Genomic DNA, 18069 nt, shown 5'->3' with positions numbered 1-18069 from the left:
CCCTCCTGCCCCGGGAACCGCCCGGGGCCGCTGAGACCAGAGGAGGTGGGTTCCGCATGCACCAGTACGAACTGATGGCGATCCTCGACCCCGAGATCGATGAGCGCACCGTCGCTCCCAGCCTGGACAAGTTCCTGGCCGTGATCCGCAACGCGGGTGGCACCGTCGACAACGTGGACGTCTGGGGCCGTCGCCGGCTCGCTTACGAGATCGCGAAGAAGTCCGAGGGCATCTACGCCGTCGTCGACTTCACGTCGACGTCCGAGGCCGCCAAGGAGCTCGACCGTCAGCTCGGTCTCTCCGAGGCCGTGCTCCGCACGAAGGTCCTCCGCGCTGAAGAGGGCATCGCGCAGGTCGCCGCCCAGAAGCAGCGTGACGAGGCTCGTGCGGCCCGCAAGGCCGCCAACGCCTCCGCAACCGCGACCGCGAGCGCCGAGTAACCCGTGGCCGGCGAAACCGTCATCACGGTGGTGGGCAACCTCACCGCGGACCCCGAGCTGCGTTACACGCAGAACGGGCTCGCCGTGGCGAACTTCACCATCGCGTCGACCCCTCGCACGTTCGACCGTCAGGCGAACGAGTGGAAGGACGGCGATGCGCTGTTCCTCCGCGCGAGTGTGTGGCGCGAGTTCGCCGAGCACGTGGCGGGGTCGCTGACGAAGGGCTCGCGCGTCATCGCGCAGGGTCGTCTGCGTCAGCGTTCCTACCAGGACCGTGAGGGCCAGCAGCGCACGAGCATCGAGCTCGAGGTCGACGAGATCGGCCCGTCGCTCCGCTACGCGACCGCACAGATCACCCGTGCAGCGGGTGGCAGTGGCGGCGGTCGTGGCCAGGTCGGCGGCGGCGGCAACGCCCCCGCGGGCAACGGCGGCGGCAACTGGAACAACAACGGTGGCGGTCAGTCGGACGCGCCCTGGTCTCCCCAGGGCGGCCAGCAGGGTGGCGGCAACGCACAGTCGAACGACGTGTGGAGCACCCCCGGCGGCAACTTCGACGACGAGACCCCGTTCTGATCCTCCCGGTTCCGACGGACACACAACTTTTCTTCTAAGGACAAATCACTATGGCTGGAAAGAGCACCGGCGACCGCCGGAAGCCTCGCGGCAAGGGCGGCAAGAACGCTGCTCCCGCGAAGTCGATCAAGGTCGGCGTCATCGACTACAAGGACGTTGCGACCCTTCGCAAGTTCATCTCGGAGCGTGGAAAGATCCGCGCCCGTCGCATCACCGGCGTCTCCGTCCAGGAGCAGCGCCTCATCGCCCGTGCCGTGAAGAACGCCCGTGAGATGGCGCTCCTCCCCTACGCCGGCTCCGGCCGCTGATCGGAGGTCGACACATGTCGAAGCTCATCCTCACCCACGAGGTCTCCGGCCTCGGTTCCGCTGGTGACGTCGTCGACGTCAAGAACGGCTATGCCCGCAACTACCTCATCCCCCAGGGCTTCGCTGTCGCGTGGTCCAAGGGCGGCGAGAAGCAGGTCGAGTCGATCCGTGCCGCGCGTACCGCGCGCGAGCTCGCCACCATCGAAGAGGCACAGGACCTCAAGATGAAGCTCGAGAACGCGACCATCACCCTGTCGGTCAAGGCCGGCAAGGACGGTCGTCTGTTCGGCTCCGTCCGTCCGGGCGACGTCGCTGACGCCGTCCAGGCGCAGGGCGTCGGCTCGCTCGACAAGCGCAAGGTCGAGGTCCCCGCGACCATCAAGACCGTCGGTGACCACGAGGCCACCGTGCGCCTGCGCGAGGACATCACTGCCGTGATCTCGCTCAAGGTCGTCGCTGCCAAGTAGCACTGACGTTCCGCTCCACGACGGGCGGGTCTCCTCCGGGAGGCCCGCCCGTCGTTGCGTTCCGGGGGTGGTCGCGCGGCTTGCCCACGGCTGTCGCCGACATGCTCACGGGCCTGGAGGCGCGGCTCGACTCGGGCTGGCTGGTTACGGTTCAGATGGGGTCGCGCTGGCTGGGAACAGGCCGAGAACTCTTCCCATAGGAGGGGTGCTTGTCAAGTTGTTTTACACAGTGGAAACGTGTCAAATCGGAACCTTCAAGGGGTACTTGAACCCCACTTTTCCACACACGGTGTGCACCAGGAAACCCCAGGTCAAGCGGTCGAAAGTGTGTTCGCACACCGCTTTTTCCACAGGCTCCTCCACAGTTCTCCACACAGCGTTCCGGCGTGTTCCGCAGCCTCTCCACAGAGTTATCCACAGGGCTGTTTGTTGGGGATAACTCCGGGGCCGTAGCTTGGGCCAGCGACTCGGGGATGTCGGTCGCCGAGGGTAGAAACAGGGGTGCGGGTTCCCGCCGGTGGGCGCTGTCCCGCCGGTTCAGGTCCGTGTCGTCAACAGAGGAGAGCGTGTGTCGATCGCACATCTTGAGCCCGCACCGCAGGACTACGCGGAGCGCGGCATGGAACGCACCCCGCCGCACGACATGCTCGCGGAGCAGTCGACCATCGGTGGCATGCTCCTGTCGAAGGACGCCGTCGCCGACGTCATCGAGACCGCCCGCGGTGTGGACTTCTACGTCCCCAAGCACGAGGTCATCTTCGACGCGATCCTGTCGCTCTACTCGCACGGTGAACCCACCGACGTCATCGCCGTCACCGACGAGCTGACCAAGACCGGTCTGCTGTCCCGTGCCGGGGGCGCCGAGTACCTGCACAGCGTCACGAGCATGGTGCCGACCGCCGCGAACGCCGGCTACTACGCCGGCATCGTCGCCGAGAAGGCCGTGCTGCGTCGCCTGGTCGACGCCGGCACCCGCATCGTGCAGATGGGCTACGCGTCGGAGGGTGAGGTCACCGACCTCGTCAACAGCGCGCAGGCCGAGGTCTACAACGTCGCCGGTGGTGTGCAGACCGAGGACTACGTCCCGCTGACCGATGCCATCTCAGCCGCGCTCGACGAGATCGAGGCCGCCAAGGGCCGCGACGGCCAGATGACCGGCGTGCCGACCGGGTTCGCGCAGCTCGACGGCCTGACGAACGGGTTCCACCCCGGACAGCTCATCATCGTCGCCGCCCGACCCGCCCTGGGCAAGTCGACGCTGGCGCTCGACCTGTGCCGTGCCGCCGCCATCAAGCACGACCAGACCGCCGCCTTCTTCTCGCTCGAGATGGGTCGCGCCGAGATCGCGATGCGTCTGCTCTCCGCGGAGACCAGCGTGCCGCTGCAGAACATGCGCAAGGGCACCGTGGACTCCCGCGACTGGACCACCATCGCGCAGACCCGTGGTCGCATCAACGACGCCCCGTTCTTCATCGACGACTCCCCCAACATGACGCTCGTCGAGATCCGCGCCAAGTGCCGTCGACTCAAGCAGCAGCACAACCTGAAGCTCGTGGTCATCGACTACCTGCAGCTGATGACCTCGGGCAAGAAGGTCGAGAGCCGCCAGCAAGAGGTCTCCGAGTTCTCGCGTGCCCTGAAGCTGATGGCCAAGGAGCTCCAGGTGCCCGTCATCGCCCTGTCGCAGCTGAACCGTGGTCCGGAGCAGCGTGCCGACAAGAAGCCGGCGATCTCCGACCTTCGTGAGTCCGGCTCCATCGAGCAGGACGCCGACATGGTCATCCTGCTGCACCGTGAGTCGGCGTACGAGAAGGACAACCCGCGTCAGGGTGAGGCGGACCTGATCGTGGCGAAGCACCGTAACGGACCGACGGACACCATCACCGTGGCGTTCCACGGGATGTTCTCGCGGTTCGTCGACATGCCGCAGTAGGCGTTCGTGTCGTCCGCCAGCTAACTTGCCCGACTGCCACGCAACGTGTCTGAAATACGGACGTGGACACGATGTTCGGAGTACGGACGGGCCACGCTGACTAGGGGTCGGCTAGGTCTTCGTGCGTCGCGAGGCGTCCGTATGGCGTGCGGGAAGTGAGATGGTTCGCGGACCACCTATGTGGGACGGGTTCGCCCCGGAGCAGGGCCGTAGGAGTCCGGAGCAGCCCGGAAGCACCCGTTGTCCGCTGGAGTACCGGCTACCGGGACACCATGGTTTGATCGGTCGTGCGCTCGCAGGGCGCGAAGTTCGAGGACAGGAAGGCATCGGATGGCTGAGTTCTTCAACTCACCCCATCCGGTCGCAGAGATGGGGCTCGGGGCGGTTTTCGTCATCATGGGCGTCGTCGTCGGACCGGTGGTCGCGGTTCCGGAAGATCGCGTGAATCAAGGACCTCTGAACATGATTCCGACGCCGGTGCTGGTCGGTGTGCTCGTCGTATGTGGGGCCGTCGTGTTCGCGCAAGGGCTCGGCACTTGGATCAAGCGGAAGCGCGGGAGGTAGGGGCCGGTCGAGGATCGTCTATCTGGGCGCCCTGCTTAGCTAGCGCCGAGGTCGGCCGTATCCCGCTGGACGACCGGCTGACGGGCGGCCGAACATGGCTACATGCGCACGATCTCCAGATCGTGGAGCTGCGCCGACGTGGCAGTGCTGTCTGTCTGCGACAGCCACTTGCACACCGGCTGCAGGCTCACGAGAACACGAGAATGAAGCCGAGGATCGCGGCGGCGAGGGGCAGCGCGGTCAGGACGATTGCCGCAATGGGAGATTCCTTGCGGCGGACGTGAACAGCGATCGCTCCGGCCATGATCACGGTCAGGGCGACGCCGGCGACGGGGCTGAGGGCAGGGGCGATCCGGGTCGCGATGGGGAGGACGAGACCGGTTGCTCCGACGACTTCTGCGAGGGCGATGAGCTTGACGGTGGTGTTGGAGTAGTCCTCGATCCAGCCCATTCCGGCTTCCTTGAGGGCCGATATTGGGCGGATCAGCTTCATCAGGCCTGCGCCGAAGAAGGCGACTGCGGCGAGACCTGCAACGATCCAAAAAGTGATGGCCATGCGTTGTTTCTCCAGGTGGGGTGATGGTGTCCAACGGGGTGCTCGATCGAGGAGCGTCGCCGCGGCGGGGGTCAACCCCGCAGGTCAGTCGATGGTGATGACGAGATTTCCGCCGCCGGAGGTGGGGGCGGTTTCCAGCTCCGCGAGGGCGGGGATGGCGTCGTCGAGGGTGACGGCACGAGCGATGCGGGTGACGATCTCGCCTCGTCCGGCGGCGTCGGCGACGCGCTGAAGGTCGTCGCTGTCGGGGCGGGCCATGAACGCGTTGTAGGGGCCGGGTAGGACGCTTCGGGCGAACTTTGATGCCGCGGGGACGATGTCGATGATGCATCCGTGGAGGGTGAGCATCTGGCGTGCGACGCCGTAGGGCAGGGTCCCTGCCGTGTCGAAGACCACGTCGAACCGGCCGGTGTACGGAACAGGATCTGTGTCGAACGTGACGACTGGGTCGACGCCGAGGTGGCGGGCTTCGGCTTCCGTTCCCGACCGGCAGCTGCCGGCCACGGTCGCGCCTGCCGCGAGTGCGACCTGGACGGCGATTCGTCCAACTCCGCCGAGGCAGCCGTTGATGAAAATGCGCTGTCCAGGTCGGAGCTTGCCGGCCGCAGTGACCGCCTGGTAGGCGGTGAGGCCGGCCACCGGCAGGGTTGCGGCATGTTCGAAGGAGAGGTCGTCGGGCTTGGAAGCGACGGATCGCTCGTTGGCGATCACGAACTCCGCGAACGCTCCTGCATGCTGCAGGCGCGCCGCGCCGAGGACCGCGTCGCCTACCCGAAAGCGGGTGACGCCCTCTCCGACCTGTTCGACGACACCGGCGAAATCGTGGCCGACACCGCGTGGGAACTTCCTGCCGGTCATGACCCGCATCTCGCCGTTACGGATCTTCCAATCCATGGCGTTCGCCGATGCAGCACGCACGCGCACGAGGATCTGGCGTCGACCTGGTTGCGGGATGGCCGCGTCTTCCAACACCAGGACGTCGGGACCGCCGTAGCGGTGGTACTGCAGGCGCCTCATCGCCGCCTGGTCCCAGCGAGCCCGCGGCCTGCGAGGAACCAGCCGACGCCGATCACGGTCAGCATGGGGATGGTGAACTTGAGCTGCGGCCAATTGTCCTCACCGGGCGGGTCCACGCTTGCCGTTCCCGGGTAGAAGAACGCCGAGAGCTGACTGAGCCAGTACGTGCTCGCCGCGAACGCGGCAGCGTCCACGCCCACGCGGCCGGAGCCCGGCCGCCACAAGTTCACCAGGGTCGCCATCGACAACGCGACGCCGGAACTCATGGTCTGCGCGTTGTGGAACTTCGCGTGCGGAGGCCAGGAGTCGTTGTAGATGTGCGTTTCGTTGAAGTCGAACACGTACGGGCCGACCATCTGCGCCGCCGCAGTCGCGGAGACCAGGACTTTGCCCAGCGTCGCCATGCGCATCAGTGCTCATCGCTGGATCCCGTACGGAGGGGCAGGATGACGCGGCTCGCGATCAGCCAGCGGCCTTCGTGCAGGACGACCGTGTCGTCGTAGACGACGCCGTGCACGCCGCCGTGAGCCATGATCATCAGTCCCTTGGACCGCACCGACGCCGTCGACTCCCCCGTCTCCGAGATGACGATGTTCGTCACGAAGTGCGACAGCGGTGCGTGCCCGGAGGCGAACAGCTGCCCCGCCGCGGTTCGCAGGGCGTCCAGACCCTCGAAGGCGCCCATCCCGGAACTGGTCATGTCGTACGTGGCGTCGGGGGTGAACACCTCACGGAGTTGATCCAGGGCGTTCTCGTCGACCACGAACGCCTGGCGCGAGAGAGTCTCGGAGATTTGAAAGCGATCGTCTGCAGAGAGCATTGCTCCTCCTTGTTTGGTACTCAGTACCGTAGCACACCCCGTTCAAGTTGGAACCAAGTCCGGCACATGCTGGTAAGATGAAGCCGTGGCCGAACCAACCGCCGAAGCAGACACGACCCCGCTGACCCTGGTCGAACGGAAGCAGCGTGCCGCGCGGAGCCGGATCATCGACGCCGCAGATGAGTTGTTCGCCGAGCGAGGCTTCGACGCGGTCTCGGTCACGGACATCGCCGAACGGGCCGAGGTCGGCCGGACGACGTTCTTCCGACACTTCGGCGACAAGACGGAAGTCGTCTTCGCCAAAGAGCAGTCCATGTTCGACGCGATCACTACCGTTGCATCCGCTCTTTGGGACCCCGCGCCACCCGTGCAAACCCTCGGAGACGCCCTGAGTGCGCTCGAACCGCTTGTCCTCCAACTCTGCGCACAAGCGATCTCGGACCTCGCCACGTACCGGCGGCACACAATGCTTCTCGACGCGCACGAGGAGCTGCGGGCGCGCGAAGCGGTCAAGCACCAGTACATCGCGAACGAGTTCACGAAGGCGCTCATCATGCAGAACGCCCCCGTTGACGTCGCCACCATCGCAGGGCAACTCGGGGTCGCCTGCTACAACAGCGGTCGGATCCTGGCCAGCGACCCCGCCGACCTGGTGGAAGGGACCGCAGCTGCCTTCCGGAAAGCACTTGCCATGCAATCTGCAGGCTCGAACTAGTCAAGCTCGCGATCGTCTACTGGGCGGTCCTCGTCTGGACGAGTAGGGAGAGGCCGAATACGAGCACTCCCAGGCCGAGCGGAACAAGGATGCCCAGGAACGGCGTCGTCGCTCTTTGATCAGCGAGCATCATCGCAATCCAGAAGAACGCGATGATGCCTGTTCCCACGGCCACCAGCGCAGCCACGACAAGCGCAGCGCTCACGCGCGAGCGCGGCTTGACGACGCCAAAACGGCCGTGACGTGCAAACGGAAACGCTCTCGAGACCCGCGACCGGTAGTGGATCGACTGCCGGACACGGACTGTGGGAGCACCGTTGCGGTGACCGTGCCGCTGTCTTCTGAGACCGAGATGCTCGGTCGCGCGGTCAGCCGTCGCTGACGTCCTCGCGCAGGTTCGGGTCGAGGTTCCCGGTCCACACATTCGCTGCGAGTTCGTGCAACCCGGAGGGGTCGGACGCCGTATACCCATCCGACACGAGTGCCGTCTGGTGGCCGGCATCATCGATCATGCTCGTGACGACGGTCGCTGGCTCGACTGTTCGACCGGCGGAGACTGCCCAGTTCCCGGCACTGTTCGGATCTCCGTTCCGGGCGATCAAGCACACACCACCGCTCGCTGTGGCGGCGATCCAGTACCTGGTTGCGTCCCGCTCTACGACGAAGCGCTGACTGTCCGGCACGATCTCCTCCGGCTCGAACACATCGTCATCGGGGAGCGCGTCGGCGGATGTGGCGGGACGCGCGAGGACGGCGAAGTGCCGGGATGCCAGTTCGATCGGGTCGACGGAAAGAGCAACCGACGTCCGGGTGGCGGACGGAGACGCCTTTGGTGCCGGTCCTCCATCGGTGCAGCCTGCGGTGGCCATGGTCAGGCTGATGGTCGCCGCGACGGCGGATGCAATGACGACCGTCCGTGCTGTTCGTGTCCTTCGTTTCATGTGTCCCCCTCAATGCAGAAACTAGCAGCGGCCGGCGGCCTGCGGGATCCGTCCAAGTCCCGGCACTGGCTCCTGCGCCGCGGAGGCTTTGAAGGGCAAAGCCCCGACGTTCGTTGGCCGATCCGTTACCGGCCAGTGGCTACCAGGACCGGACTTCGGACGAGTCGGTGACCGAACCCCGCCGTGCGACCGCTGGCCGTGGGATCCTTCCAACGGCCCGTTCGAAGTCGTACGGACGTCGGTCGGACCAGCAGCGAGTGGGGATCCGCGGTGTCTGAAGACGGAGTGGTGCGGCGCGACAGTCGGGGCGGTTCGCGGTGGTCACGCCTGCAGCTGGGGGAACGTCCCGCGCGCCCACACCAGGTTGATGGAGAACGACGTGACGAGCCAGGTGTCGCCGTGACGGGTCAGGCGGCCGCGCCAGACGTTCGATCCCTCGAAAGCCGGCGTGTGCGCCTCGTCGCAGAAGATTGCGGTGACGTTGCCGCGAACTTCCGCCTGGTCTCCCGCGATATCGGCTAGGACGCCGGAGATGAGGTGCTGCGTGGCGACCACCGGTTCGTGAACGGCGCGGATTTGCTCGACCACCAAGTCGGCGCCGACAGTGACACCCATGACCGTCGTCGCCTCCACGTCGCTCGCATACATCTGGTGGAGATCGTCGAAGCGGTGGTCGTCGATGGCGGCGAAGATGCGGGAGATGATGTCGGACGGTGTGCTTGACATGAAAAGCCTCTCTTACTGTTGGGATCCCAACGTTGGAAACCCAACGATACATGGAAGAGAGAGTTTCGCCTACCGTGGAGAACATGGCTGACCGGGAGATTCCGGAGCGACTGAGTTCGCTCCCGAGCTGGCTGCTCGTCGAGGCTGCGGCGCGAGCAACACGCGTCGTGTCGGAGCTCACCACCGAGGCCGGCGTCCCGAAGGCGGCGTACCCGATCCTTGCCGTGCTCGAGGCGGCTGGTCCGCTCAGCCAAGCCGAAGTCGGCCGACGCGTCCGGATCGACCGCAAAGACCTCTCGGGGTACGCTGCCCGGCTCGAGCAGCTCGGCTTGGTCACGCGGCGTCCTGACCCCGTAGACGTGCGACGCAACCTGCTCGAGAACACGCTCGCGGGGACGGAGCTCCTCAGGCGGCTTGACCCCGCTTTCGCGGCGGCGCAGGACCAGCTACTGGCTCAGTTGACCTCAGCGGAACGGGTGACGTTGAAGCGGCTGCTCGATCTCATCACCACTGAAGTCGCCCACTAGCTGCAGGCCCTTCGACCCGGCAGCGACTCTTGTCATCGCGACGACGGCGCTCCTCCCGTGACTGCCCGCCGGATAAATCCAGCAGGCAACCTGCAGCGATGTTCCGTAAGCCGGTGGCTCAACGAACGCGACCGGGCCCGCGTGGCCCCGCCCGGTAGGGGATCGTTGACCGGGCGCGCATGGGGATTGGTGGGATCCTTCCGGTATGCAGGCGAACATCCGACTGGTGACCGTCCAAGGCGAGCAGCAGGGCCGCGATGCGGACCTGGACCACGTGCAACAGTTCGAGGTTGAGACGAACGCTGGCCACAGGTCGTCGTCGCGTGTCAGGGCCCTCCTGTTGGTGCGCCGTCGGACTGGGATGTGTTCAGCGCAGAGGATGGCCGCCAGGTAGGTCATGTGCGTCTGCTTGGGGCGGGAATGCCAGGCGCTACGACCTACCGATTCAAGAAGGCTGGAGCGCTCTTCGCCGGCGGGAAGCAGATGGACCTCTGGAACGCGGTGCAATCGCTCCTGGAGTGACTCACGACCGGTGGCCGATCGACTACCGGGAGACGCCGGGAGGCCGCGATACGTCAAGGTGTCGGCGGCGAACACGCGACCATTTCGGCAAGATCGAAAGCATGCGTTCTCTCGCTATCACCCTGTTCATCATTGGCGCACTGCCGTTCGCGAGCGGCATCGTCTACTACCTCGTCGACTACCGCCGAACAGGCGAGCTCTACCGGGAAAAGCTTCCGTGGTTCCCGATCATCATCAGCGGATGGGTGCTCGCCGCCGCCGGGGTGCTAATCGGGATGTTCACCACACCGGGGTAGGGGTTCGGGTGAGCATGGAGCCAACCGCCCCGCATCGTGCCGGCTGGGGCCAGGCCAATGACGTCACTTGCGTCGTCCTCGTGTGAAGGCGAGGACCCCGCCAACCGCCACGAGCGCCAGGACGATGACGATCCAAATGGGAAACGGCATGCTCCCGCCAGGGGCATCACTGCCAGGTAGTGAGAGGTAGGGGTGAACACGACGCTCCGATCGATCGGAACCCGAGGTTATCCCTCGTCCAGCCGCCTTCTCAGGCTAGTTCTTCCGCTCCCGCGCCGCCCGGTAGTTGATCGGCGTGCGGGATCGCTCGGGCCAAGCCCGCCCGAGAACCGACGGCGACGAAGCCCGGCCACCCGCGGTGGCCGAGCCTTGGCACGGGAGGTGCCCGGGTGAGCCTTCGCCTTCAGGATCGCAAAAGCTGGTTGCACGTATCGCTCCTCTGATCGAATGATGACGACAGCTGAACCGGTCCGGCCCGTGATCACCGGCCGTCCACACGAGCGCACCTGAGCGCTAATCCTTTCTCTGCCGACGCGAGGAGCACCGGGTCGGCTGTCCGTCGGAGTTCGACGGCACATCGACGTGTTAGGTTGTGCACAATCTAATGGAGCACAACGTGAAACTGACCAGCTGGATCGACGTCGTCACCGGGGGCCTGCTCGCCGGGCACGGCATCACCACGGTTCGCCGCACCCAACTGCGCGCACGAGCCCAGCAGATGCAGCGCCGGGGCTTCGAGCCGGGCGTCCCGCACGCACTCGGCGTCCCGGCTCTGGAAGTCCTGTCCGGGCTCGGACTCGCTGCTGCAGCGTTCCGCCGTGCCCCCGGGATCGACCTGGTCGGCATCGGCTCCACCATCGCGGCGACCGCCCTCGGCGCGACCCGGTTCGTGATCGACCTCGAAGACCGGCAGGTGACGACCACGACCGGTGCTGCCGGGGCACTCGCACTCGTCGGCGGGCTGCGAGTGTTCACCTCGACCCGCGGCCGTCCGGTCGCCCGGGCGCTCACGCTCGGTGCCGCCGCTGCCGCGATCACGTTCGAGGCCGCACGCCGACGCCGAGTCGTCCGCAGCCGCAGCCACTGACCTCGGCTCCCCACTCCACCGAACCCCACCACGACCGTGAGAGGCACCACCCCGATGGCAACCCGCACCCCCGCAGTCCGCTCCACCCGCCCCCGGACCATCGTCCGCATCCTGTTCGGCGCGATGCTCACCTGGGCCGGCATCAGCCACCTGACGGTGGCGCGCGAGGAGTTCCAGGCGCAGGTGCCGAAGTTCGTGCCGCTGCCGACCGACGTCACGGTGATCGCCTCCGGCGTGGTGGAGATCTCGCTCGGGGCTGCGCTGATGCTCCTGGCACGGCGACAGGTGACCGTCGGGTGGGTCGTCGCGGTGTTCTTCCTGGCGGTCTTCCCCGGCAACATCGCGCAGTGGATGCACCACCGCGACGGGTTCGGCCTGGACACCGACACCAAGCGCTTCGTCCGCCTGCTGTTCCAGCCCGTGCTCATCGCCGTCTCGCTGTGGGCGACCAACGCCCTGCGCAAGCGCCGCTGAGCAACGCTGCGCGAGCGCCGCTGACCGACGCTGCACTCGCGCGGCCGTGACCATGGGGCAGAATCGGCCCCATGAGTGGGGACGACATGGACCAGCCGCGCGTGACCGCGGTGAGCAAGGACGGCGAGCACCGGTTCAGCAAGCCGCTGGTCGACGCGGTGACGCTCGTGGCGGGGTGGGGCATCGAGGGTGATGCCCACGCCGGCACGACCGTGCAGCACCGCTCCCGGGTCGCCCGTGACCCCTCGCAGCCGAACCTGCGCCAGGTCCACCTGCTGCACGCCGAGCTGTTCGACGAGGTCGCCGAGGCCGGGTTCAGCGTCGAGCCGGGCCAGATGGGCGAGAACGTCACGACGAGCGGCATCGACCTGCTCGGGTTGCCGGAGGGAACGGTGCTGCACCTCGGTGACGATGCCTCCGTCAAGGTCACCGGGCTGCGGAACCCGTGCCAGCAGATCAACGGCTTCGAGCCGGGGCTCCTGCGTGCCGTGCTCGGTCGCGCCGAGGACGGCACGGTCGAGCGCAAGGGCGGCGTGATGAGCGTCGTGCTCACCGGAGGCACGGTCCGGCCGGGCGATCGCATCCGGGTCGAGCTCCCCGACGGCGAACGACGACCCCTCCAGCCCGTCTGATGCCGCAGCGCGTGCGACGCGTCCTGGTACTCGGCGGCACCGGTTGGCTCGGACGGAAGATCGTCGACGAGCTGTTGGCCGAGGGCGCCGACGTCACCTGCCTCGCCCGGGGCACGACCGGCAGTGTCCCCGAGGGAGCACGCTTCGTCCAGGCGGATCGAGCCCTGGCGGGCGCGTACGAACAGGCCATCGGCGACTGGGACGAGGTCATCGAGCTCGCCCACGCCCCCGAACTCGTCGCCCCGGCGCTCGATGCCCTCGCCGACCGGGCCGCGCACTGGACCCTGGTGTCGACGGTCTCGGTGTACGCGGATAACGACGAACCGGGCGCCGACGAGTCCGCTCGGCTGGTGGAGCCGAGGGACTCGTCCGCGTACGCCGACGCGAAGGTCCTCGCCGAGCGCATGACGCGGCTCCGGCTCGGGTCACGGCTGCTCATCGCACGCCCGGGGTTGATCGTCGGGCCCGGCGACCCGAGTGACCGGTTCGGGTACTGGCCGGCACGCTTCGATCGCGGTGGGCCGGTGCTGGTGCCGACGACGGCGGAGCGGTTCGTCCAGGTGATCGACGTCGTGGACCTCGCCGTCTGGCTCGTCCGGGCCGGGCGCGACGGGTTCGTCGGGACGGTCAACGCCGTCGGTGCTCCGGTGCCGATGCAGGACTTCTTCCGGTGCGTGGCGGAGGTCACCGGGTTCGACGACGAGCTGGTCGTGGTCGACGACGACGTCCTGCTTGCGCACGACGTTGCCTACTGGGCTGGACCGCGATCGCTCCCCCTGTGGATCCCGGTTTCGGAGGTCGGGTTCGCGCAGCGCTCCGCGGTGGCGTTCACGGACGCCGGCGGGGTGAGCCGACCCCTCCGGGACACCGTCGTGCGGGTGCTCGAGGACGAGCGTGCCCGCGGGACGGATCGCCAACGCCGTGCCGGCCTCACCTCGACAGAGGAACGGGCGATCCACACCAGGTAGACGCACGATCCCCACGAGCGAGATCAGGACGCGGCGGCAGCCTGCTCGTACAGACTCGTCGCCAGGTCGTTGAGCACCTCGTGCAGCTCCCCGTTGTGCGCCCCGTCGACGGCCCGGAGCATCGCGGCGTACCGCTCCCGGTAGTCCGCCACGACGTCGTCGCCCGGGGGCAGCAGCCGCAGCAGGGAGCCTCGACGGTCGGACGGGTTCGGTGCGCGTTCGAGCAGGCCGGCGGTGCTCATCCGGTCGATCATGTTCGTCACCGCGCCCGAGGTCAGCCCGAGGTACCCGGCGACCTCGGTGGGCGTGGAGTACCCGGTGTCGCTGATGAGCACCAGGGCACGGAGGGCGTTCTCGTGCACGCCGGCACGAGCGCTCAGCTGACTCACCAGACTCGCGTTCGCGCGCACGACGGCGGTGAACGCGGCCATGAGGTCAGCCGCTTCGTCGTCGCTTCGTACTGCTGCCACGAGGGCCTGCTTCCGTGTCGGGTACCGGGGGGACAAGAGCCGTCCCCCGCACTGGGGTAAGTATACGAGTGGTCAACTTGGTGAACCAGTGACTATCTTAACCATTGAAGCAAAACAGCCCGAAGGTCTTGCTTCCACAACTTCCTGAAACCACCACCGAACGAAGAGGTACCCCGTGTCCACCAAGCTCCGCACCTCCGCACTGAAGCGGGTCCGCTTCGCCCCCGTGGCGCTCCTCGCGGGTATCTTCGCCGCCGTCCTGCTCTCCCTCTCGCTCACCGGCACCCTCTCCGGGTTCGCGGCGAGCATCACCAACAGCAGCAACACCGCCGCCAGCGGCACGCTGATCATGCAGGAGCAGAACGCCGGCGCGACCGTCACCTGCCTCAGCACGGACGGCGGATCGGTCTCGACGAACTCGGCGACCTGCTCGACGATCAACAAGTTCGGCGGCAGCACGACGATGACCCCGGGCAACACGGTCAACACCGCGATCTCGATCAAGAACACGGGCACCGCGAACGCCAGCACCTTCACGCTCAACCCGGGCGCCACCTGCACCCAGTCGGCGAACGGTTCGGCTAACGGCACCGCGACCGACCTGTGCGCCAAGATGAACCTCGTCATCACCTCCGGCTCGACCACCGTGTTCAGCGGCACCCTCGCCAGCTTCAAGGGTGCGGCGGCGTCGGCCTTCACGATGCCGCAGGCTCCGGCCGCCGGCGCGAGCGTCCCCTTCAACTTCGCGGTGACCCTCGACTCCTCGGCCGGCAACACCTACCAGGGCCTCGCCGCCTCGGTCCCGATGACCTGGACCTTCACGGCCTGATCCGGCCTGATCCGACCCCCATCACCCCTCCCCCCAGACCGGCGACGCTCGGCCGACCCCCCTCCGGCCGAGCGTCGCCCCCCCGCAACACCACCCACCCCCGCAACACCACCCACCCCAGCAAGACCAGCAAGACCAGCAAGACCAGCGAGACCAGCGAGACCAGCCCCACCACCGCCCCACCACGACCTCCCGGAGCAGAGCCCATGAGCCAGACCGCAGCGATCCCGCTCAGCGGGATGCTCGACCGCCCGGTCCTCCGCGGCCGTCAGGTCACCCGCTCGGAGACGGTCCTCGCCTGGTCGGTCGCCGCGATCGCCGCACTGCTCCTCACCGCCGCGGTCCTGTTCCTCTCCGCGGGCGGCCGCTGGTTCGTCGTCGAGACCCCGTCGATGGGCGAAGCCGCCCCCGTCGGCACCCTCGTCCTCGACCTGCCGGTGGACGTCGCCACGCTCAGCGTCGGCGACATCGTCTCGTTCGAGACCTCCGCCAACCCGGACGTCGTCTACACGCACCGCATCGTCTCGATCGACGCGGACGGCGGGCTCCACACCCGCGGCGACGTCAACGGCGCGACCGACCCGTGGACGCTCACCCAGGCCGACGTCATCGGCACCCCCGCGCTCCTGGTCCCCCGCATCGGCTGGCTGCTCCGCGCCGCGCCGATCCTGCTCATCGGCACGCTGATCATCCTGACCCTGACCAGCGCGTTCACCGACCGGGTGACCCGTTCCTGCCTCCGGATCGCGGGCAGCGCCCTCACCGTCTCGTACGCGGCGTTCGTGTTCAAGCCGTTCGTCAACGTGACGACGATCACGAACACCTCGAGCCCGACGGGGGTCGAGGCCACCGTGATCTCGTCGGGGATCTTCCCGGTCCGCGTCGACGCCCACGGCGGGAACAGCGTCCACCTGGTCGACGGCGAGATGGGCCGGGTCGTCATCCACGAGCTGACGAAGAACGGGCACTACCAGCTCATGTCGAACATCGACCTCGATCCCCTGGGCTGGGTCGCGTTGATCGCCGTGTGCCTCGTGCCGCTCGTGGCGTGCCTGGCGGTCGGCCGCGTCGAGACGGTGCGTCCCTCGTGATCCTCCGCCGCCTGCGCGACGGCCGCGTCGTCGCCGTCCTCCTCGTGGTCGCCCTGGCCGTCGTCGTCCTGCTGAACCAGTTCGCCCCGACCCGCTCGGCGTACAGCGCACGCGTGACCAACAGCGCGAACACCGCGGCGACCGCGCCCTACTTCACGTGCACGGGCGCCGTCGGCGCCGACACCGCGAACGCCCTGTTCGCGTACCGCCTGACCGAGGCCTCGGGTTCGCGGACGGCCACCGACTGGTCCGGTCGTGCTGCGAACGGCACCTACCAGGGCACCATGACCGCGACCACGCCGAGCCCGAACGCCTGCCCGCGTGACAGCGGCAGCGCCTACGCGCTCAACGGGTCCACGAGCTACGTCTCCACCCCGCGCTCGTACGCCAACCCCACGACCTTCAGCGAGGAGGTCTGGTTCCGCACCACGGTCGCCGGTGGCATGCTCATCGGCTTCGGCAGCAGCCAGACCGGTGCGTCGGGCCAGCACGATCGAAAGCTCTACCTGACCACCAGCGGCCAGCTCGCGTTCGGCACGTACAGCGGCACCACGCAGGTACTCACCTCGCCGAAGGCCTACACCGACGGCGTCTGGCACCACACGGTGGCGACGATGTCGCCCACCAACGGCATGCGCCTGTACGTCGACGGCACGCTCGTGGCGTCGAACGCGGCCTTCAAGAGCCCCGAGAACTTCACCGGGTACTTCCGCGTCGGCTACGACGTCGTCAGCGGGTGGCCGGGTTCCACGAGCAACCCGTACTTCACCGGGTCGATGCGGTACGCCGCCGTCTACGGCACCGAACTGACGGCCAGCCAGGTGGCCGCGCACGCGGCCGCCGGTTCCTGACAGGGCTGCCTGCCGGACGGGAGGCCCGTGGCCGTGCCCGCCCCGGGCCTCCAGGCCGTCTCTGGTGGCGTCGACAACGTGGGCCGGGTTGGCGGACCGGGCCCACCAACCCGCGGATTCGGGGCGACGAATCCCGCTGATCAGGCCTTTTCGTCCCGTGGACCATGCCAGGATCGTCAGGTCCTGAGACGTCGGCGTCTCCGTCCGACCGTCTCGAAAGGCGCCGCCCCCATGTCGTTCTGGGCCCTCTTCCTCATCGCGCTCGGCGTCTCCGCAGACGCCTTCGCCGTCGCCCTCGGCAAGGGCCTGCACATGAAGCGCTTCGACGTGCGGCACGCGATCGTGATCGCGCTCACGTTCGGGGTGTTCCAGGCGGTGATGCCGTTGCTCGGCTGGCTGCTCGGGTCCGCGTTCGCGCAGGACATCGCGGCCTTCGACCACTGGATCGCGTTCGGGCTGCTCGCCCTGGTCGGCGGGAAGATGCTGTGGGAAGCGTTCTCGACGCACGAGGACACCGAGCAGGACACCGACCGGCTGCCCATCCGCCAGTTGCTCGTGCTGGCGGTCGCGACCAGCGTCGATGCCCTGGCGGTCGGGGTCACCCTGGCGTTCCTGCCCGTGTCGATCGGCGGCGCGGTGCTGCTCATCGGGATCACGACCGCGGTGCTGTCGTTCGTCGGGGTGGTCGTCGGTCGCCGGGTCGGCGCCCGGTTCGGCAAGCCGGCGGAGATCGCGGGTGGCGTCGTCCTGATCCTGATCGGCCTGAACATCGTGCTGGAGCACACCGGCGTCATCGGCTGAGGCCAGGACTCAGGAACCAGCCTCGAACACACCGGAGGCCCGTGGCGAGCTGCCACGGGCCTCCGGTGTGGTGCTGGTGGGCGTCAGTACCCGCCCGTGGTGCTGGTGGGGGCGTTCGCGAGGACCGCGACCACGAAGATGATCCAGATGATGCCGAACACGAGCGACAGGGCGCTGATGATGACGCCGGCGAGGGCGAGGCCGCGGCCACGCTCCCCGGTCTTCTTGATCTGCGAGAGCGCGATGATCGAGACCACGAGGCCGGCGATGTTCACCACGAACGCCAGGACGAACCCGACGATCGCCATGACGTTGAAGCGGTCGGACGACGGCTGCATCGGAGCGCCGTAGGGCTGCCCGCCGGCGGCGTAGGGGTTCGGGTTCTGCTGGTTGTACTGGGGCGTGCCGTCACTCATGGCGCCGCGTCCTCTCTGGTCAGGGGATGTCTACGCAGGAAACGT

The 18069-nt window shown here is 67.6% G+C and carries 26 protein-coding genes; 17 read left to right on the top strand and 9 right to left on the bottom strand.

The window, feature by feature from the left end; translation table 11 throughout:
• The first annotated feature begins 56 nt into the window (after positions 1-56).
• The 6 genes from rpsF to DEI85_RS16895 all read left to right on the top strand — a co-directional run bounded on the left by rpsF (position 57) and on the right by DEI85_RS16895 (position 4285).
• Entirely contained in the window at positions 57-440 is a 384-nt protein-coding gene (gene rpsF / locus DEI85_RS16920) for a 30S ribosomal protein S6 (RefSeq protein ID WP_110862691.1), read from the top strand.
• Between the two features lie 3 nt (positions 441-443).
• The gene (locus DEI85_RS16915; protein ID WP_110862690.1) at positions 444-1013 is read left to right on the top strand and encodes a single-stranded DNA-binding protein; all 570 of its coding nucleotides are present in this window, start codon (positions 444-446) and stop codon (positions 1011-1013) included.
• Positions 1014-1063: 50 nt separating this feature from the next.
• A complete protein-coding gene (gene rpsR / locus DEI85_RS16910) occupies positions 1064-1321 on the top strand; it encodes a 30S ribosomal protein S18 (RefSeq protein ID WP_017887834.1) in 258 nt (85 codons plus the stop codon).
• Between the two features lie 14 nt (positions 1322-1335).
• Positions 1336-1788: a 50S ribosomal protein L9 gene (gene rplI, locus DEI85_RS16905; protein ID WP_027466901.1), complete on the top strand. Its 453-nt coding sequence runs from the start codon at positions 1336-1338 to the stop codon at positions 1786-1788.
• A 568-nt stretch (positions 1789-2356) separates the two neighbouring features.
• The gene (gene dnaB / locus DEI85_RS16900; RefSeq protein WP_031260130.1) at positions 2357-3721 is read left to right on the top strand and encodes a replicative DNA helicase; all 1365 of its coding nucleotides are present in this window, start codon (positions 2357-2359) and stop codon (positions 3719-3721) included.
• Positions 3722-4051: 330 nt separating this feature from the next.
• Positions 4052-4285 carry a hypothetical protein gene (locus DEI85_RS16895; protein WP_111091461.1) on the top strand — a complete coding sequence of 78 codons (234 nt, stop codon included), beginning with the start codon at positions 4052-4054 and terminating at the stop codon, positions 4283-4285.
• Between the two features lie 187 nt (positions 4286-4472).
• Here DEI85_RS16895 and DEI85_RS16890 read toward each other — a convergent pair whose 3' ends face one another.
• From DEI85_RS16890 to DEI85_RS16875, 4 genes are all read right to left on the bottom strand, one after another.
• Positions 4473-4841: a DoxX family protein gene (locus DEI85_RS16890; protein WP_111091462.1), complete on the bottom strand. Its 369-nt coding sequence runs from the start codon at positions 4839-4841 to the stop codon at positions 4473-4475.
• A gap of 84 nt (positions 4842-4925) precedes the next feature.
• Positions 4926-5858, bottom strand: a complete 933-nt coding sequence (locus DEI85_RS16885; protein WP_111124401.1) for an NADP-dependent oxidoreductase — start codon at positions 5856-5858, stop codon at positions 4926-4928.
• Positions 5855-6268 carry a DUF6640 family protein gene (locus DEI85_RS16880; protein WP_111091464.1) on the bottom strand — a complete coding sequence of 138 codons (414 nt, stop codon included), beginning with the start codon at positions 6266-6268 and terminating at the stop codon, positions 5855-5857. Before DEI85_RS16880 ends, DEI85_RS16885 begins: the two co-directional genes overlap by 4 nt.
• A complete protein-coding gene (locus DEI85_RS16875) occupies positions 6268-6678 on the bottom strand; it encodes a nuclear transport factor 2 family protein (protein WP_111124400.1) in 411 nt (136 codons plus the stop codon). The genes DEI85_RS16880 and DEI85_RS16875 overlap by 1 nt, the downstream gene beginning before the upstream one ends.
• A gap of 85 nt (positions 6679-6763) precedes the next feature.
• On the opposite strand from DEI85_RS16875, the gene DEI85_RS16870 reads away from it, so the two are divergent.
• Positions 6764-7393, top strand: coding sequence for a TetR/AcrR family transcriptional regulator (locus DEI85_RS16870; protein WP_111091466.1), 630 nt, complete (start codon positions 6764-6766; stop codon positions 7391-7393).
• Positions 7394-7409: 16 nt separating this feature from the next.
• Here DEI85_RS16870 and DEI85_RS16865 read toward each other — a convergent pair whose 3' ends face one another.
• The 3 genes from DEI85_RS16865 to DEI85_RS16855 form a co-directional block, all read right to left on the bottom strand.
• Positions 7410-7598 carry a hypothetical protein gene (locus DEI85_RS16865; RefSeq protein WP_111091467.1) on the bottom strand — a complete coding sequence of 63 codons (189 nt, stop codon included), beginning with the start codon at positions 7596-7598 and terminating at the stop codon, positions 7410-7412.
• A gap of 163 nt (positions 7599-7761) precedes the next feature.
• Complete coding sequence (locus tag DEI85_RS16860; protein WP_146244713.1) at positions 7762-8262, bottom strand: hypothetical protein; 501 nt, start codon at positions 8260-8262, stop codon at positions 7762-7764.
• A gap of 393 nt (positions 8263-8655) precedes the next feature.
• Positions 8656-9060 carry a nuclear transport factor 2 family protein gene (locus DEI85_RS16855; protein ID WP_111091469.1) on the bottom strand — a complete coding sequence of 135 codons (405 nt, stop codon included), beginning with the start codon at positions 9058-9060 and terminating at the stop codon, positions 8656-8658.
• A gap of 83 nt (positions 9061-9143) precedes the next feature.
• Between DEI85_RS16855 and DEI85_RS16850 the strand changes: the two genes are divergently transcribed.
• The 6 genes from DEI85_RS16850 to DEI85_RS16825 all read left to right on the top strand — a co-directional run bounded on the left by DEI85_RS16850 (position 9144) and on the right by DEI85_RS16825 (position 13566).
• Positions 9144-9587 carry a MarR family winged helix-turn-helix transcriptional regulator gene (locus DEI85_RS16850; protein ID WP_181430182.1) on the top strand — a complete coding sequence of 148 codons (444 nt, stop codon included), beginning with the start codon at positions 9144-9146 and terminating at the stop codon, positions 9585-9587.
• Between the two features lie 623 nt (positions 9588-10210).
• Positions 10211-10405 carry a hypothetical protein gene (locus DEI85_RS16845; protein WP_111124399.1) on the top strand — a complete coding sequence of 65 codons (195 nt, stop codon included), beginning with the start codon at positions 10211-10213 and terminating at the stop codon, positions 10403-10405.
• A gap of 616 nt (positions 10406-11021) precedes the next feature.
• Complete coding sequence (locus tag DEI85_RS16840; protein WP_146249054.1) at positions 11022-11492, top strand: hypothetical protein; 471 nt, start codon at positions 11022-11024, stop codon at positions 11490-11492.
• Positions 11493-11546: 54 nt separating this feature from the next.
• Complete coding sequence (locus DEI85_RS16835; RefSeq protein ID WP_027466888.1) at positions 11547-11966, top strand: DoxX family protein; 420 nt, start codon at positions 11547-11549, stop codon at positions 11964-11966.
• 71 nt (positions 11967-12037) lie between these two features.
• Positions 12038-12598 carry an MOSC domain-containing protein gene (locus DEI85_RS16830; protein WP_111124398.1) on the top strand — a complete coding sequence of 187 codons (561 nt, stop codon included), beginning with the start codon at positions 12038-12040 and terminating at the stop codon, positions 12596-12598.
• A gap of 11 nt (positions 12599-12609) precedes the next feature.
• Positions 12610-13566: an NAD-dependent epimerase/dehydratase family protein gene (locus DEI85_RS16825; RefSeq protein WP_258376415.1), complete on the top strand. Its 957-nt coding sequence runs from the start codon at positions 12610-12612 to the stop codon at positions 13564-13566.
• A gap of 23 nt (positions 13567-13589) precedes the next feature.
• Here DEI85_RS16825 and DEI85_RS16820 read toward each other — a convergent pair whose 3' ends face one another.
• The gene (locus DEI85_RS16820; protein WP_146238622.1) at positions 13590-14036 is read right to left on the bottom strand and encodes a MarR family winged helix-turn-helix transcriptional regulator; all 447 of its coding nucleotides are present in this window, start codon (positions 14034-14036) and stop codon (positions 13590-13592) included.
• A 175-nt stretch (positions 14037-14211) separates the two neighbouring features.
• On the opposite strand from DEI85_RS16820, the gene DEI85_RS16815 reads away from it, so the two are divergent.
• From DEI85_RS16815 to DEI85_RS16800, 4 genes are all read left to right on the top strand, one after another.
• On the top strand, positions 14212-14865 hold the full coding sequence (locus DEI85_RS16815; RefSeq protein WP_110893625.1) for a COG1361 family protein: 654 nt from the start codon (positions 14212-14214) through the stop codon (positions 14863-14865).
• A gap of 206 nt (positions 14866-15071) precedes the next feature.
• Positions 15072-15956 carry a S26 family signal peptidase gene (locus tag DEI85_RS16810; RefSeq protein ID WP_110862913.1) on the top strand — a complete coding sequence of 295 codons (885 nt, stop codon included), beginning with the start codon at positions 15072-15074 and terminating at the stop codon, positions 15954-15956.
• Positions 15953-16807, top strand: a complete 855-nt coding sequence (locus tag DEI85_RS16805) for a LamG domain-containing protein (protein WP_110862914.1) — start codon at positions 15953-15955, stop codon at positions 16805-16807. Before DEI85_RS16810 ends, DEI85_RS16805 begins: the two co-directional genes overlap by 4 nt.
• A gap of 231 nt (positions 16808-17038) precedes the next feature.
• A complete protein-coding gene (locus tag DEI85_RS16800; RefSeq protein ID WP_110862915.1) occupies positions 17039-17608 on the top strand; it encodes a manganese efflux pump MntP in 570 nt (189 codons plus the stop codon).
• Between the two features lie 83 nt (positions 17609-17691).
• On the opposite strand, the gene DEI85_RS16795 is transcribed toward DEI85_RS16800, so the two are convergent.
• Positions 17692-18024, bottom strand: coding sequence for a DUF4190 domain-containing protein (locus DEI85_RS16795; protein WP_110862916.1), 333 nt, complete (start codon positions 18022-18024; stop codon positions 17692-17694).
• Positions 18025-18069: the final 45 nt, after the last annotated feature.

Source organism: Curtobacterium sp. MCBD17_026 (genome assembly GCF_003234895.2).
In the GTDB taxonomy this organism is placed as follows: domain Bacteria; phylum Actinomycetota; class Actinomycetes; order Actinomycetales; family Microbacteriaceae; genus Curtobacterium; species Curtobacterium flaccumfaciens.
This window is presented reverse-complemented; position numbering and strand designations above follow the sequence as displayed.

What these genes read in the sequence shown, in the direction of transcription:
- rpsF (WP_110862691.1), top strand. Translation starts at nt 57, where the DNA reads ATGCACCAGTACGAACTGATGGCGATCCTCGACCCCGAGATCGATGAG.
- rpsR (WP_017887834.1), top strand. Translation starts at nt 1,064, where the DNA reads ATGGCTGGAAAGAGCACCGGCGACCGCCGGAAGCCTCGCGGCAAGGGC.
- rplI (WP_027466901.1), top strand. Translation starts at nt 1,336, where the DNA reads ATGTCGAAGCTCATCCTCACCCACGAGGTCTCCGGCCTCGGTTCCGCT.
- DEI85_RS16895 (WP_111091461.1), top strand. Translation starts at nt 4,052, where the DNA reads ATGGCTGAGTTCTTCAACTCACCCCATCCGGTCGCAGAGATGGGGCTC.
- DEI85_RS16890 (WP_111091462.1), bottom strand. Translation starts at nt 4,841, where the DNA reads ATGGCCATCACTTTTTGGATCGTTGCAGGTCTCGCCGCAGTCGCCTTC.
- DEI85_RS16885 (WP_111124401.1), bottom strand. Translation starts at nt 5,858, where the DNA reads ATGAGGCGCCTGCAGTACCACCGCTACGGCGGTCCCGACGTCCTGGTG.
- DEI85_RS16880 (WP_111091464.1), bottom strand. Translation starts at nt 6,268, where the DNA reads ATGCGCATGGCGACGCTGGGCAAAGTCCTGGTCTCCGCGACTGCGGCG.
- DEI85_RS16875 (WP_111124400.1), bottom strand. Translation starts at nt 6,678, where the DNA reads ATGCTCTCTGCAGACGATCGCTTTCAAATCTCCGAGACTCTCTCGCGC.
- DEI85_RS16860 (WP_146244713.1), bottom strand. Translation starts at nt 8,262, where the DNA reads ATGGCCACCGCAGGCTGCACCGATGGAGGACCGGCACCAAAGGCGTCT.
- DEI85_RS16855 (WP_111091469.1), bottom strand. Translation starts at nt 9,060, where the DNA reads ATGTCAAGCACACCGTCCGACATCATCTCCCGCATCTTCGCCGCCATC.
- DEI85_RS16850 (WP_181430182.1), top strand. Translation starts at nt 9,144, where the DNA reads ATGGCTGACCGGGAGATTCCGGAGCGACTGAGTTCGCTCCCGAGCTGG.
- DEI85_RS16845 (WP_111124399.1), top strand. Translation starts at nt 10,211, where the DNA reads ATGCGTTCTCTCGCTATCACCCTGTTCATCATTGGCGCACTGCCGTTC.
- DEI85_RS16835 (WP_027466888.1), top strand. Translation starts at nt 11,547, where the DNA reads ATGGCAACCCGCACCCCCGCAGTCCGCTCCACCCGCCCCCGGACCATC.
- DEI85_RS16830 (WP_111124398.1), top strand. Translation starts at nt 12,038, where the DNA reads ATGAGTGGGGACGACATGGACCAGCCGCGCGTGACCGCGGTGAGCAAG.
- DEI85_RS16810 (WP_110862913.1), top strand. Translation starts at nt 15,072, where the DNA reads ATGAGCCAGACCGCAGCGATCCCGCTCAGCGGGATGCTCGACCGCCCG.
- DEI85_RS16800 (WP_110862915.1), top strand. Translation starts at nt 17,039, where the DNA reads ATGTCGTTCTGGGCCCTCTTCCTCATCGCGCTCGGCGTCTCCGCAGAC.
- DEI85_RS16795 (WP_110862916.1), bottom strand. Translation starts at nt 18,024, where the DNA reads ATGAGTGACGGCACGCCCCAGTACAACCAGCAGAACCCGAACCCCTAC.